Origin of the sequence: Shewanella algae (assembly GCF_009183365.2) — a bacterium.
GTDB lineage: Bacteria > Pseudomonadota > Gammaproteobacteria > Enterobacterales > Shewanellaceae > Shewanella > Shewanella algae.
In genome coordinates, this window is record NZ_CP068230.1 from 514343 (window position 1) to 527251 (window position 12909).

Genomic DNA, 12909 nt, shown 5'->3' on the forward strand with positions numbered 1-12909 from the left:
CAAGGCTGCTCTCTTGAGGGTTACACTTCCCTGATATTCAGGATCTGCCCATTGCTGCGGGCATTTCGTGGCGCTTTGACTATCAGGTTGGGTGAGGTGATGGATTGTGATGGCAGCGGGGCAAAATGGCCATCGCCATCGCCGTATTTGGCCCGTAGATTATCCATGGTGTCGAAATCCAAGGCCCTGAGTGGGCAGGCATCAACACAAATAGGCTTCTTCCCCTCCTGCAACCTATCCTGGCAACCGTCGCATTTGGTCATGATCTTGCGCTGAGTATCCAATTGCGGGGCATCATAAGGGCAAGCTCGGGCGCAGGATTGACAGCCTATACACAAAGATTCCTCGACCAATACCAAACCCTTGTCTTGCTGTTTATGCATGGCACCTGTGGGGCAGGCCTTAACACAGACAGGCTCGCTGCAATGGTTGCAGCCTATGGAGGCGTAGTGGGCAAATACGTCCTGTTCATAGCTTCCGTCACCGTTTTGATTCCAACTGCCACCGCCGTATTCATACACCCGTCGCCAAATCACTCCGGGCAAGGCGGCCACCCCCAGTTCCCTGACGTTGTCTTTTGAGCGTAACAGGCCAACCATGCGGTCTTTACAAGCAATATGACAAGTCTTGCAACCTGTGCACTTGCTGCTGTCAAAGTAGAATCCATATTGAGTTTGCTGAGTCATTTTTTGATCCTCTATTATCTTTTCTTGATAACAGCAACACGGTTGGTGTGTTGAGGGTTACCCTTGGTAATGGGTGACGGGTGATACTTGGTCAAAGTGTTGATGCAACCGCCCAGATCGACAGTATGTCCGGAAGGCCCGGTACTCATTGCCGGATCCGGCTTGTACCAAGCACCCTGTCCCAGGGAACAAACACCGGGTATGACCCTGGGGGTCACTTTCACCGGTACTTCAATGGTGCCTCGCTCGTTATAGGCCCAGACTATGTCACCGTCGGCAATACCATGTTCAGCAGCGTCAGTTGGGTTCATCCACAGTGCGTCTTCCACCGCTTCGCGCAGCCAGGGCACATTGTGGTAACTGGAGTGGGTGCGACCCTTGGTATGGTAGCCACACAATTGCAGATTAAAGCCTTTATCAATCGTTTCCTGATCCTGATATCCGTCCCAGGTCACAACATATTTGGGTAATGCAGTGATTTGATCTCCAGGACGCAGTGTCCAGGTGGCTGCCTTGCGGGCCAGAGAGATGGAGTACAGCTCGATCTTGCCTGAGATGGTTGGTCTGGCATTGGCAACCGGGTCGGCCACAAAGGCCTGCATGGCAATGGTCGACGATGGCATGTATTTACGGAATACCCCGGCCTTTTGCGCTTCTGCATAAGTATCGGGCCAATTGATGTCCGGATGCATTGCTTTGGTCTGGGTATAAAGGTGCTCACACCACTGTTCGCCTGTACGACCCTCGGTATAGGCGGCTTCTTTACCCATGGCGCGGGCGATGCCGCTGCAGATTTCATACATGGATTGAGCCTGGCCCAAAGGTTTCAAGGCGCTGCTCATAAAGGTGGCGTAGGCCATCTGACCCGAAGCATAGCTGTCGTTGGCAAAGTCGTTGGATTCAAGCCAGGCGCTGTCCGGCAACAGATAGTCGGCAAACTTGGCTGATGGTGTCATCCAGCAATCGCAGACCACGATTAACTCACACAGATTTTCATCCTTCAAAATAGCCGCGGTACCGTTGCTGTCGGAGTGTTGGTTAACCAGGGCATTACCGGCGCAGTTGATAATGGCCTTGATGCCGGTTTTCAGCGTGGTGGCATTGTGATCCACCAGCTCGTTGCTGCTGCCGGCGATACGCACACCATCTTTGCTGCCGGTAAACTCCTGGCCGCGAACTATGGCATCGGACCAGGTAAATACCGGAATAGTGACCTCAACCGGGTTGGTGCCGGTAGGCATTGCCGGCACGGCAAAACTGTAGCTGGTGGGCATGGCCCCGTTGTTAACCCCTTCTCGGCCCAGTTTGCCCGTCATGATTGCCAGGGTGTACACGGCGCGGGTAGCCTGATCACCGTTGGCATGGCGGCTGATACCTGCACCGGCGCTGATATAGGGTGCGCTGGCGTTCATGATATCTGTGGCCAAGGCTTTGATTTTATGTTCCGGCACACCACATATTTCGGCGGCCCACTGGGTGTTGTGGGCACCATCGGCGGCAAATTTACCTACGCCCATGATGTAATCGTGGTAGTTCTCTGCCGGATCTATGTACTGGGCATGGGAGGCAATGAAGGCGTCGCTGTTGAGGGCGACTGCGGCCTTGGCATTTTCCAGGGACTGTTGGTCGAATCCCACCACATATTTATCCAGGAAGCTTTTCACTTCGCGAGTGACAAACCCTGAGGTGATCATTTCATGAATGATGGCTTCAATCAGTGCGGCATCTGTGCCGGGTCTGATGGGAAGCCAGTGATCCTCGTTTCCGCGCATTGAGTCTGTGTAGCGAGGCTCTACCATCCAAACTTTGATGCCCTTGGTATTGGCCGCCAGAGACTTAATAAAATCATAGCCTTCGCCGCTGCCGCTCATACGGATTTCATTGGGGTTGAAACCAAAACCCACAAACAGATCCGAGTTGGCAATTTGATCCAGCGAAGTGCCGCCAATGCTATCCCACTGATCGCCATAGGTTGCAATACAGGCGGCATAAACGCCGGCCCAGGAATAGTCCCAATGGTGGTCCAGGAAGCCACCATTCAGGTTCAGCAGCCGTCCCCAGGTTTTGGTATTGGCAGCAAAACCATAGTAAGCGCCGGTGCCATAGTGCATGTAGATAGACTCGGGCCCCTTGCTTTGGTCTTGGGCTATCTGTTGCAGTTTGGAGCCTATCTCGGCATAGGCTTCTTCCCAGGTGATAGGAACAAACTTACCTTCGCCGCGCTCACCGACCCGTTTCATGGGTTGGCGCAATCTATCTGTTGCATAAGTGCGTTGACGCAGTGAACGGCCACGTGGACAGCAACGGATCTGATGGTTGACGCCGTATTCATCAGTGGTTTCATGATCTGATTCAACGCGGGTGATGACCCCATCACGGCTGAAGACCTTGACCGGACAGTTGGAGCCACAGTTCACCAGGCATGCCGACCAATTCAGCTGTTCGTCAGTTACCGGAGGCTTGGGAGGCACCACGTTAGCGTCCTTAGAGCTGGAATCACAGCCGGATACCGTGGCTGCAGCGCCAAGAGCAGCACTCATCTTCAAAAAGTTTCTACGTTCCATTTTTTATCCTCACAATGTAAGCCTTGCTCAAGGCAGCAGGTAGCTGAAGGACAACATCAGCTGATGGGCGTTGTAGTTATGGTTGAGCACCCCCAAAGTCGTTAAACCCGTCACTGCGTCTATCCCGACCTCGTTACCATCTGTGTCGAAATAGCGTTCATATCTATAGGTAAGTTTCAGTGCCATGGCGTCGTTCAGGTGGTAGCGGCCGTAGAGTTCTACGCTGTGGTTAAAGCTGTAGTAGTCGTCATAGGCCCCGCCTTCTGTCAGGGTGTTACCCTCAGAGTTGGCAAATTGATAATCAGCCCCCAAGGTCAAGCGTTCATCCAGCAAACCGCTGTAGGCTAGGCCGGCCCCGAGGGAGATAAAGTTATCCTTGATGTCACTGTGCCATGGCGTTAACTGATCCCCGTTTTGTTGGGAACTGATCCACTGTTGACCGGCCGTACCGTAGGCGCTCAAGCGTTCACTCAATTGCAAAGACAGATTCAGGTCGTATCCATAGTCACGAGATTCGGTCAATCCAATTACAGTGTCCCGGTAGTCATCCAGGGCATAGTGACTGTTGAAATCCAGGGTCATCCAGTTCAGCGGCGTATACTGCAGCCCCATTTCCATGGCCGTCCGCCGCCGATCCGCCAGGTGGTACTTACGCAACAGGCTATTGGTTTCACTGGATGTCAGCTCGCCGGCTTGATAACGACTGCCGCCGCGGTCGCCATAACTGGCCTTGAGATCCAGCCGCAGCGGTGAAACCAACTGCATTCCCAGCTTGGCCCACAGGTTATGGTCACGGGTTTCTTCCCGCTCGCCATAGCTGCGCTCTACCTGCTTGAATTCATATCCACCTTGCAGGCGATAGCCGGGCGCCAGGCGATAACTGGCATTGAGCCGGGCACTCTGGCGCTCAATATCCAGCAATGGGTTTTGTCGTATGGCGCCACTGACGGGATTGAGTTCAAGCTGGACAAATTCAGCCACACTGGAGTTGTTGTCACGTTTGCGGTAATCCAGTTGTCCACCCAGGCGTAGACGGCTATTCACCGCGGTACTGACGGCCAGGTTGGCGTCTGTGGTATTGACCTGACCATCCCAGCTCTGCAGAGGATTTCCCGTCATCTGGATCAGTCCTTCATCCTGCAGCATTCTCCCGGCGACTATCCGACCACTGAAAATCGTGCTGGCCAGGCGGTACTGACCGTTCAAGGTCAGTTGGTGCGCCTGGTTGTCCGGCGTAGCGCTGTAGAGGTCTGCGGCATAAGGCAGACTCAGGTTGTTGATATCATTGTTGTATTGGCTTCCTTGATAGGCCAGTTCAGTAAACCAGTTGTGGCCACTGAGCTGTAAACCTGCCCGCAACTTGTCATTGCTCTCATCTACAGGCAAGGCAAAGTTGACCGGCCTTGGTGTTATCAGGCTGGCACTGCGGTGGCCTTGCTTTTCCTCTCTGTCATAACGCACATAGCTGCTCAAGTCGCCGAGTGATGCCAAGGCGCCGAAGTCATAGCTCAGCCCTATGCCGGCCTGTTGCCGCTCCAGCTCAAGATCCAGATAACGTAGATTGGGGCTGGGTTGCAGCAGCCCCTTGTCGTGCCACAGCCGAGTCGCTGCATCACTGTTTTCAAAGCGCGTCAGATTGCGGTAATCCAACGCCAGTTGATACTGACCTGGGCGACCGGTTCTGAGACTGACGAAGCCGTTATCCAACCCCAAATCATGGGCCCTAAGCTGGCTGCGATAGCCTCCTTGGCTGCGGTAACCGAGTTCGGCATCGACACTGGCTATCATGCCGTCTCGGCCATCTCCCAAGGCATTTCCACTATGGATATCATCACTGTCGTTGTACCCGGCATTGGCAGTCACTTCACCGCTTAAGCCGGGAGCCAACTGACACTGGCGACATTGGAAACCTGAGGTATTGACCTTGTCGGTATTGGCGCGGTTGACACTGAAGTCGGCAGCCATCGCTGAGCCTGAGAGCCCCAGCAGAGCCATGGTCAACAGATTCAAAGGAAATCTCATCTTCAACACTCCTGCTTAACGGGACAGCAAACTGCCGGCCGGGTGATTGGAACCATGGATTTGGCTGTGGCAGTTCAAACAGCTCTTGCCGGCCCCAAAGGCGCTGTTGCCACCCTGAGCCACCGCCCTTGCTGCATGACCATCGTCGGCGTGACATTGCTGACATAACTGTGGTACCCGGGCTTTGAGCAAGGATTCGTTAAGACTGCCGTGAGCCTTGTGGCAGTTGGCACAGTTTTCCACCACTGGGGCATGCTCCCACAGCACTGGCCCACGCTTGTCGGCATGGCATTCATAACAAGTGGTATTGAGGCTGGTTTGTTTCAGCGCGCTTTCAGTCAGGGAACCATGAGGGTTGTGGCAATCGATACAGGTCATACGATCCCACTTGAGAGGGTGGGCTGAGCGCTTGCTCATATCGGCCTTGGCACGGGTGTGACAACTGGTACAGGCCTCGTTGATCCGCAGAGGGTTGAGCATGGGGTCTTCAGCGACATGCACCTGATGACAATCGGCGCAGGCCACCTGCTCCAGGTTATGCAAGCTGTTGTGCCAAGCCATCTGTTTGGGGTCATTGTGGCAGCCAAGGCAAACACTGTTTTGGCTATCACTCGACAGTTTTGAACCCGCGCCGAAGCTTATCATCGGCTCTTTACCGCCACGGTTATGTTTGCCCATGGGACCATGACAGGCTTCACACTGTAATCCGGCCATGGGGGAGCGGCTGTTGTCCAGGGCGCCATGAACCCCCTGAAACAGGGCCATGACTTTCTGATCCCGCTTATGACACATCAAGCAGGAGTCGGCACCCTTGGGGGAATACTTTCCTTCACTGAACTTTTGCTCCAGTTGTTGCTCCAGTTCTGTTTGGCTTAAATCAGCCCAGGGGGCAGCATTCACAGCCGGGAACAATAATATTATCGGCACTATGAATGCTGATATTTTTAATGTGGATATCATATGTACTCCCGTTTATTTATATGCATCAGCATAGAAATAAGGCCAGCCTAAATCTTGCTTGAAATACTTTTCTAATTCGTCATGGATACATTAATCCAAAAGGAATACCCATACCTTTATATGCATATAAAACACTGCACTCTTTCTGGTGATGATCGTCACATTTGTCACTCAAACAATTATCAAACAGAGCTGGATTCCAACAAACTTGTTATTGAGCTGAACGCCTTTCTAGGCTGGAGTCCTTGGGGCAGAGTTTGGTAGGCCTGGTTTTGTGCCTGTGAAATGTCACGGATGTTTGTCTATGGCTCTGATTTATATGGTTTTGTGTGCTATTGGTTTATGGGTGAGTTTAGTTGGAAGGGCTTAATTAGTTTTTGGGTGAACAGCCTCGGTTGATACTTACCTTAAATGGAAAAGATATTGAAAAATAGATAATAACCCAATGCAGGTTACCTAAATTTATACATTTACTCTGTTTTATTAATTGGTTCTCAATAAGATTTGCCTGATGCTTTTTAGGTATTCTGTACACTAACCAAAGACTATGCCGTTTCTGGATGCGGATTTCTAAACTATTTCTGTGTGCAGTGGAATGATGAGTGAATTTTATTGATTAAATCAGAGTTTCAATAGCTTGCTGATACCGACAGCGGAAATACTTTATTTCACTGACGCAAATGCGACTGATTTATGGTTAAAAGATATATAAAGTTTCGATTGGGAAATGCTCACTTTGAGTGACCGCTTTAATTATCTGTTTTTATGTGACTTATCCCTATAGGAGATGGATATGAGCGTGATCCATGCAATAGCAGCCCAGTGGCAGAAGGCCGAATTTGCCGAGCGCTTGGCTGCCACTCTGGCAAGCTATCAGTCTGCTTGCGGTTTATCCGGTGGTGCGACTTCGCTGACAACCCTGTGCAATCTGGTTGCCGCCATCAGCTACCGTCCCGATGACCCTGTCTTCAGACAGGCAAGGATAGATGAGGGGACGTTATTGGCAGTATTTTTTGATTGCTTCAGGCTCTTGTTTATCAAGGAAGTACAGCAACAATCAATCACTCAGGCCGAGCAGCAGATACTGCATTTGGCCCCCAAACTGGCGGCCGAGATGTCCGTCGAGGCTTTGAGCGAGTCTCAGCAATTGCTGCGGCAACAATTGCTGAGTATCAGTCGCCAGTTGGAGTCCTTGTATACGCAGCGGCGCCAACTCAGCCGCAATATGGGGTGAAGCTAAATTGGGGGAAATTAGTCCAATACAAACAGGGTTTGCTGTAGTCCTACCGCTTCACCGTTTTCAGCCAGTATGGCTTTAACCGTGCCGCTCTGTTCTGCCTTGACCGGATTGAGGGCTTTCATCGCCTGCACATAGCCCAGTACTGTGCCCGGCTCAACTTCTGTGCCCAGCTCCACCAAAGGGACACCATGGTCGCCGGCGCTGCGCAAAAAGGTACCGGCCACAGGCGCCAGTACTTGCACGCTGTCATTACCAATACTGAAACTGGCCTGGGGTTGTTGCGGACCAAAACGGCGGATACGCACGGCTTCCTGGCCTTCAGTAATTTCCAGCTCATTGATGCCGGATTCCTGCACCAATTCGATCAGTTTTTTGATTTTGCGGATGTCCATCGTCATTCTCAGCACTTAAGGGTGACCGGACCTTCCTCTGCTCAGCCTTGTTTGAGTGCCTCTATGGCGGCTTCCAGGGCAAACTCATAACCCTTTGGCCCCAGTCCTACTATCACTCCCTTGGCCTTGTCGGAAAAAAAGGAGTGATGGCGGAACGGCTCTCTGGCATGCACATTGGAAAGGTGCACTTCGATGAAAGGAATGGCGACCCCCAGCAGGGCATCTCTGAGTGCTACGCTGGTGTGGGTAAAGGCGGCCGGGTTGATGATCACAAATCCGGCATCTGTGTTGTGGATAGCTTCTATGAGCTGGTATTCGGCATTGGACTGGATATGTTCCAGTTCCACTCCGGCGGCAAGAGCCTTGTCCTGCAGTCCCTGCACCAGCTGCTCCAGCGTCCGATGACCGTAATGTTCCGGCTCTCTGCGACCAAGCAGGTTAAGATTGGGGCCATTCACCAAGAGTATTTTTGCCTGACTGCTCATATTGTTTTCCTTGCCTTGAGGGAGAGTTCGCACCTGGATCTGTGCCTCCCTGATTTCAGCAAAAGCTGTCGAATTTGTCGACCAATAGCCGCACAATCGCTGCACATTCCTTCCTGTTGTCAGCAATTATTGTCCATTCCCGCAGCGAGACTGGTCTTATCAGAAGCGGATCTTGTTCTGCCGCAGCGATTTTACTTCACCGCGTTGCTTCTTGCTGTCAACCCGGCGCCTTTGGCTGGCGCGGGTGGCCTTGGTGGGAATTCGTCTCTTGGCCACTTCGCCGACTGAGGCGACCAGCTCGATAAACTGCTGCAGGGCAGTCTGGCGGTTGGCGTCCTGGCTGCGGCTTTGCTGGCATTTGATAATGATCTTGCCGCTTTGGCTGATGCGATGATCCGCCTTGGCCAGCAGCTTTTCCTTGTAGAAATCCGGCAGTGATGAGGCCTTGATGTCGAAGATGAGTTGGGCCGCAGTGGAGACCTTATTCAGGTGCTGGCCCCCGGCACCACTGGAGCGGATAAATTGCCATTCGATTTCATTTTCTGAAACTTGGACACGGTTTGAGATCTTTATCATGGCAAAATAGCTGTTTTCTGAGGCAGTCGCTATATTACCATCCCATGGGAGAGTTTACTTACTCGACGAGGCGGAAAGTCTTGTAAGGCTAAACTTACTATAAGGGGATAACCCATAGTCATCAGATGCCGTGCCGTTGGCAGGTGTCGAAGGTTCAATGGAGTTTTGCTTATGTTGTGTCAAATTCCGGATATTGCCAAAGGCGTGATCAGCTTGTTTGCCAGCGGCCGTATCACAGCCGAGGATTACCGCACCTATCTGCGTCCCGCCATCAAGAGCTACCGCCAGGAGTGGGGCCAGGTCTGCCTCTACATAGAGGCAGATGTGTTGTTGGAAGGCTGGGAAATGGCATCACTCTCGGGAGCCGGTGAGGTGCAACTGCCCCCCTTCGATGCCTTGGTATTTGTCGGCGGCCCAGACTGGGTAGGCAATGCGGTGCGCCTGCTGGGGCCCTTTGTCAGCGCTGAATTGGCCTGGTATCCGCTGGAGCATAAAGATGAAGCTATTCGTTGGATAGCCAAGCGTTCGGCCTGCTAGTTGCCGAAACCTCCTATAGGGTAAAGCCGGTTATTCTGCTATTCTGTGGCGATTAAGTAACTCAGATAAGGAAATTTCGATGTCATTATCCAAAGTTTTTGCTGCATCTCTGGCGCTGGCTTTTGCCGCTGGATTGAGTGCTTGTGCCCCTGAAGTGGGCAGTGAAGCCTGGTGTAAGCAGATGGATGAAAAGCCCAAAGGTGATTGGAGCGCCAATGAAGCGGCCGATTACGCCAAACATTGTGTGTTTAAATAACTGAACTTTATCTTGGCCTGTAGGTCTATTTGGGCACGGGCCATTTTCTACCCTTAACCGGAATTATTCTTGACTGTATTTGTCCGCAAACTGACTCATATGCTTATCGCCTTGGTGGTGCTGCAATTTTGCGCCGCTAATCTCGGCGCGCATCAGTTGCATCTGGGCAATCCGGCCGAGGAAGAAAGCAACCATCCTCATCTCAAATTTGTCACCGAAGTCACAGTCATCAGCGAGTGTGTGGATTGTACCTGTGGCACAGATGAAGCCTTGGAAGCCGATATTCCCTTTGTCAGCCACAGTCATCAACTGACCCATACTGAATCCCAACAGTTCGATCTCTGCCTCGACTGTCAGTGTCATGGTGGTCATCTGTCACTGCCGGTTACCCTGGCACACAGCCCGGCTCCCTTGATGCACCCCAGGCCCCAGAGCCTGGAGCCCGCTTTTCAACCCTATTTCTCCACTCCGGATTACCGCCCCCCAATAGTCTGATCTTTCTGATCATCAGTGCGTGTGAAGCCCGGGCATAGCTTGCCTGTGTCCCATTGCGTTTGTCTTGTGCTGGCTGTCGTCAGAGCCTGAAACGGTTCTCTCTTGCAACCAACTCTGGTCATGCGTCTTGGCAGGCGTTGCGCAGCACTGTGGTCAGCATCAACTCAGAAATTATCAAAGCCAACCCTTGACTTTAGATTTAACTCCAAGGTTTATGCTTTGGCCAATGTTCACCATTGGCTTGCTGCCAAATATGTCTTTCCAAGGAAAGTTTATGTTGAAATTTATAGTCTCTATGAGTCTATTGGGCGTGGGAGCGCTAACCTATCAGCCCGCCCTTGCCGGAGAAAAACCGGATAACACCTCTCTTGTGGCCGAGGTCAAGTCGGGGAGCGAACCCTCACTGGCCTGGTTTGGCGAGCTTAAACAACAGATCCTCACCTTACCCGAGTTTCAGGCTCAGGAAGCCAGGATCCGTGAGGCTCAATATCTGGCCAAGGGCGCCGATCGCGCCATCTACAACCCCGAGTTGGGCTTGAGTTATCTCAATGCCCCAGAGGATGACACCTACAGCCTGTCCATTAGCCAAACCATTGACTGGGGCGACAAGCGCGCAGCCGCCAGCGCATTGGCGCTTACGGAGTTGATGCGCTTGGAGAGTGATATCACTCTCGAGCGCTCCCGCTTGTATGCCGAGGTGTTGCAGGCCCTGGTCGATCAGAGCCTGGCACAGAAGAAACTGATGTTCGTGCGGGCGCAGCAAAACTATGGTGAGCAACAGTTGCAGATAGCCAGGCAAAGGGCCGAGGTCGGTGATTTGTCCCAAGCGGAATTGAATCTGATGGAGTTGGAACAAGCCAGTGCCATCAGTGATCTGGCCTTGGCCCAGAAGGCGTTGCTGGATGCCGATACCCGCATTCTGGCGCGTTTTGGCCGGGCAGAGCTTCCCTTTGGCAGTTTCGCCGGCCGTCTCGAATTGCCCGCGACTGAGGCGCCCGTGCCGGCACTGACCACCGCCGGATTACAACTGGAGTTGGCGCGGCTGCAAGTCAATCAAGCCAAGGCCCAGGCGGCGGCCGATCCCAATTTCAGCCTCAACGCCGAGAGGGAAGGCTCCGACAACAAGCTGGGGATTGGCGTATCTGTGCCGTTGCATCTGCGTAACGACTACAGCGAATCGATTAAGGCGGCAATGGAGGCGGTCACTGCCGCCAAGGCGCAATACCAAAGCATTGAGATGGCGCTAAAACAACAACAACAACAGTTCAATTACAGCTTACCCAGATTGAAGCAGAGCTGGCTCGACTGGCAACAGCAGGCCTTGGTGGCCGGTCGCAAGGCGGCCGAGCTCTTAGGGCAACGCTGGCGCAGCGGCGATCTCAGCACCAGCGACTATTTGACCAGCCGGCGACAGTTGGCCAGCAGCTTTCAGGCCGGTCTCGAACTGGAAGCCGCCCTCTACCAAAGCTGGCTCGAGTGGATGGGAGCTTCGGGGCAACTGCCCGGCGCGCTGCCGGAAATAGCCGTATCCCAGGAGAACGCCCAATGACAGCCCCATACACACTAAGGTACCGGACAATGAACAAGACTCTACAATACCCACGGCTGCAGGCCGCTTTACTGGCGCTGATGTTGGGGCTGTCCAGCCCCTTGACTATCGCCGCCGAAGAAGGACATGAAGATGAACATCAGGCGCTGCAGCTCTCAAGTGAGCAGCGCCAACTGGCCGGTGTCCAGACCCAGGTGGTCAGCGCCGGTGGCTTTAGCCTCAATGCTTTCGCCAATGCCACCTTGCTGGTGGATCGCGAGCGCACTGTGGTGCTGGCGCCGCAGCTGGAAGTGCGAGTGCTGGAGCGGCATGTGGTGCCGGGACAGGAGGTAAAAGCGGGCGATCCTCTGCTGACCTTGGGTGGCGCCGCCGTGGCCCAGGCCCAGGCTGACTATATCAATGCCGCCGCCGAGTGGAGCCGGGTCAGCCGCATGAGCGAGAGTGCCGTCAGTGCCAGTCGCAGGCTGCAGACTCAGGTCGATGCCAGTTTAAAACGCGCCATTCTCAAGTCGCTGCAGATGACAGATCAACAGATCAAGGCGCTGGAAAGCCGGCCGCAGGGAATAGGCCAGTATCAACTGCTGGCGCCCATAGATGGTCGGGTGCAGCAGGATGAGGCGCGCCTCGGGCAGTTGCTCGGTGCCGGCAGCCAACTGCTGCAACTGACCGATGAGCGCTCACTGTGGGTGGCCGCCGAGCTGACCCCATCGCAGGCCGAAGGCTTGAGTGAAGGCAGCGAAACCCTGGTGCGGATTGGTGATCGCAGTGTCAGTGCCAGTGTGATAGGCCGCTCCCATGAGTTGTCCAGCGTGACCCGCACCGAGCGGGTGCTGGCGCGACTGGATAACACCCAGGTGCGTTGGCACGCAGGTCAGTTTGCCGAACTGTTTTTGCCCGATCCCCGCGGTGAAGGTGTGATGCTGCCGGATGCGGCGCTCAGTCGCAGTAGCGACGGTGACTGGCAGGTGTTCATCGAAGATGATGACGGTTTCGAGGCCAAAGAAGTGCAACTGCTGGCCAGCGAGCGCGGCATGAACCTGGTGTCAGGTATTGCCCCGGGAACCCGGGTCGTTACCGCCGGGGCCTTCTTCCTGGCATCCGAGCTGGCCAAGGCCGGCTTCGACATCCACAACCATTGAGGACAGCA

At 53.7% G+C, this 12909-nt stretch carries 13 protein-coding genes; 6 read left to right on the top strand and 7 right to left on the bottom strand.

What is annotated here, in order from left to right; all coding sequences use genetic code 11:
• Positions 1 to 20 precede the first annotated feature (20 nt).
• From E1N14_RS02395 to E1N14_RS02410, 4 genes are read right to left on the bottom strand one after another with little or no spacing between them, the layout of a single operon-like run.
• Entirely contained in the window at positions 21 to 686 is a 666-nt protein-coding gene (locus tag E1N14_RS02395; RefSeq protein ID WP_025009262.1) for a DMSO/selenate family reductase complex B subunit, read from the bottom strand.
• A gap of 14 nt (positions 687 to 700) precedes the next feature.
• On the bottom strand, positions 701 to 3250 hold the full coding sequence (locus tag E1N14_RS02400; protein ID WP_062793698.1) for a DMSO/selenate family reductase complex A subunit: 2550 nt from the start codon (positions 3248 to 3250) through the stop codon (positions 701 to 703).
• Positions 3251 to 3277: 27 nt separating this feature from the next.
• Positions 3278 to 5272 (bottom strand): MtrB/PioB family decaheme-associated outer membrane protein, encoded by a 1995-nt coding sequence (locus E1N14_RS02405; protein WP_062793699.1) that lies wholly within the window; start codon positions 5270 to 5272, stop codon positions 3278 to 3280.
• A 15-nt stretch (positions 5273 to 5287) separates the two neighbouring features.
• On the bottom strand, positions 5288 to 6232 hold the full coding sequence (locus E1N14_RS02410; protein WP_025009263.1) for a DmsE family decaheme c-type cytochrome: 945 nt from the start codon (positions 6230 to 6232) through the stop codon (positions 5288 to 5290).
• 793 nt (positions 6233 to 7025) lie between these two features.
• Here E1N14_RS02410 and E1N14_RS02415 point away from each other — a divergent pair.
• The gene (locus tag E1N14_RS02415; protein WP_025009264.1) at positions 7026 to 7466 is read left to right on the top strand and encodes a hypothetical protein; all 441 of its coding nucleotides are present in this window, start codon (positions 7026 to 7028) and stop codon (positions 7464 to 7466) included.
• Between the two features lie 17 nt (positions 7467 to 7483).
• Here the strand turns inward: E1N14_RS02415 and E1N14_RS02420 are convergent, their stop codons facing one another.
• From E1N14_RS02420 to arfB, 3 genes are all read right to left on the bottom strand, one after another.
• A complete protein-coding gene (locus tag E1N14_RS02420) occupies positions 7484 to 7864 on the bottom strand; it encodes an acetyl-CoA carboxylase biotin carboxyl carrier protein (RefSeq protein WP_025886813.1) in 381 nt (126 codons plus the stop codon).
• 41 nt (positions 7865 to 7905) lie between these two features.
• Positions 7906 to 8349 (bottom strand): type II 3-dehydroquinate dehydratase, encoded by a 444-nt coding sequence (gene aroQ / locus E1N14_RS02425; protein ID WP_025009265.1) that lies wholly within the window; start codon positions 8347 to 8349, stop codon positions 7906 to 7908.
• 159 nt (positions 8350 to 8508) lie between these two features.
• Entirely contained in the window at positions 8509 to 8925 is a 417-nt protein-coding gene (arfB, locus tag E1N14_RS02430) for an alternative ribosome rescue aminoacyl-tRNA hydrolase ArfB (protein WP_025009266.1), read from the bottom strand.
• A 171-nt stretch (positions 8926 to 9096) separates the two neighbouring features.
• Between arfB and E1N14_RS02435 the strand changes: the two genes are divergently transcribed.
• From E1N14_RS02435 to E1N14_RS02455, 5 genes are all read left to right on the top strand, one after another.
• Positions 9097 to 9462: a SpoIIAA family protein gene (locus tag E1N14_RS02435; protein WP_025009267.1), complete on the top strand. Its 366-nt coding sequence runs from the start codon at positions 9097 to 9099 to the stop codon at positions 9460 to 9462.
• 79 nt (positions 9463 to 9541) lie between these two features.
• Positions 9542 to 9718 (top strand): DUF3012 domain-containing protein, encoded by a 177-nt coding sequence (locus E1N14_RS02440; RefSeq protein ID WP_037436315.1) that lies wholly within the window; start codon positions 9542 to 9544, stop codon positions 9716 to 9718.
• A gap of 99 nt (positions 9719 to 9817) precedes the next feature.
• Positions 9818 to 10213: a hypothetical protein gene (locus E1N14_RS02445; protein ID WP_082813121.1), complete on the top strand. Its 396-nt coding sequence runs from the start codon at positions 9818 to 9820 to the stop codon at positions 10211 to 10213.
• A 274-nt stretch (positions 10214 to 10487) separates the two neighbouring features.
• Positions 10488 to 11762 carry a TolC family protein gene (locus E1N14_RS02450; RefSeq protein ID WP_025009269.1) on the top strand — a complete coding sequence of 425 codons (1275 nt, stop codon included), beginning with the start codon at positions 10488 to 10490 and terminating at the stop codon, positions 11760 to 11762.
• Between the two features lie 80 nt (positions 11763 to 11842).
• On the top strand, positions 11843 to 12901 hold the full coding sequence (locus tag E1N14_RS02455; RefSeq protein WP_243883585.1) for an efflux RND transporter periplasmic adaptor subunit: 1059 nt from the start codon (positions 11843 to 11845) through the stop codon (positions 12899 to 12901).
• Positions 12902 to 12909 lie beyond the last annotated feature (8 nt).

What these genes read in the sequence shown, in the direction of transcription:
- E1N14_RS02395 (WP_025009262.1), bottom strand. Translation starts at nt 686, where the DNA reads ATGACTCAGCAAACTCAATATGGATTCTACTTTGACAGCAGCAAGTGC.
- E1N14_RS02400 (WP_062793698.1), bottom strand. Translation starts at nt 3,250, where the DNA reads ATGGAACGTAGAAACTTTTTGAAGATGAGTGCTGCTCTTGGCGCTGCA.
- E1N14_RS02405 (WP_062793699.1), bottom strand. Translation starts at nt 5,272, where the DNA reads ATGAGATTTCCTTTGAATCTGTTGACCATGGCTCTGCTGGGGCTCTCA.
- E1N14_RS02410 (WP_025009263.1), bottom strand. Translation starts at nt 6,232, where the DNA reads ATGATATCCACATTAAAAATATCAGCATTCATAGTGCCGATAATATTA.
- E1N14_RS02415 (WP_025009264.1), top strand. Translation starts at nt 7,026, where the DNA reads ATGAGCGTGATCCATGCAATAGCAGCCCAGTGGCAGAAGGCCGAATTT.
- E1N14_RS02420 (WP_025886813.1), bottom strand. Translation starts at nt 7,864, where the DNA reads ATGGACATCCGCAAAATCAAAAAACTGATCGAATTGGTGCAGGAATCC.
- aroQ (WP_025009265.1), bottom strand. Translation starts at nt 8,349, where the DNA reads ATGAGCAGTCAGGCAAAAATACTCTTGGTGAATGGCCCCAATCTTAAC.
- arfB (WP_025009266.1), bottom strand. Translation starts at nt 8,925, where the DNA reads ATGATAAAGATCTCAAACCGTGTCCAAGTTTCAGAAAATGAAATCGAA.
- E1N14_RS02435 (WP_025009267.1), top strand. Translation starts at nt 9,097, where the DNA reads ATGTTGTGTCAAATTCCGGATATTGCCAAAGGCGTGATCAGCTTGTTT.
- E1N14_RS02440 (WP_037436315.1), top strand. Translation starts at nt 9,542, where the DNA reads ATGTCATTATCCAAAGTTTTTGCTGCATCTCTGGCGCTGGCTTTTGCC.
- E1N14_RS02445 (WP_082813121.1), top strand. Translation starts at nt 9,818, where the DNA reads ATGCTTATCGCCTTGGTGGTGCTGCAATTTTGCGCCGCTAATCTCGGC.
- E1N14_RS02450 (WP_025009269.1), top strand. Translation starts at nt 10,488, where the DNA reads ATGTTGAAATTTATAGTCTCTATGAGTCTATTGGGCGTGGGAGCGCTA.
- E1N14_RS02455 (WP_243883585.1), top strand. Translation starts at nt 11,843, where the DNA reads ATGTTGGGGCTGTCCAGCCCCTTGACTATCGCCGCCGAAGAAGGACAT.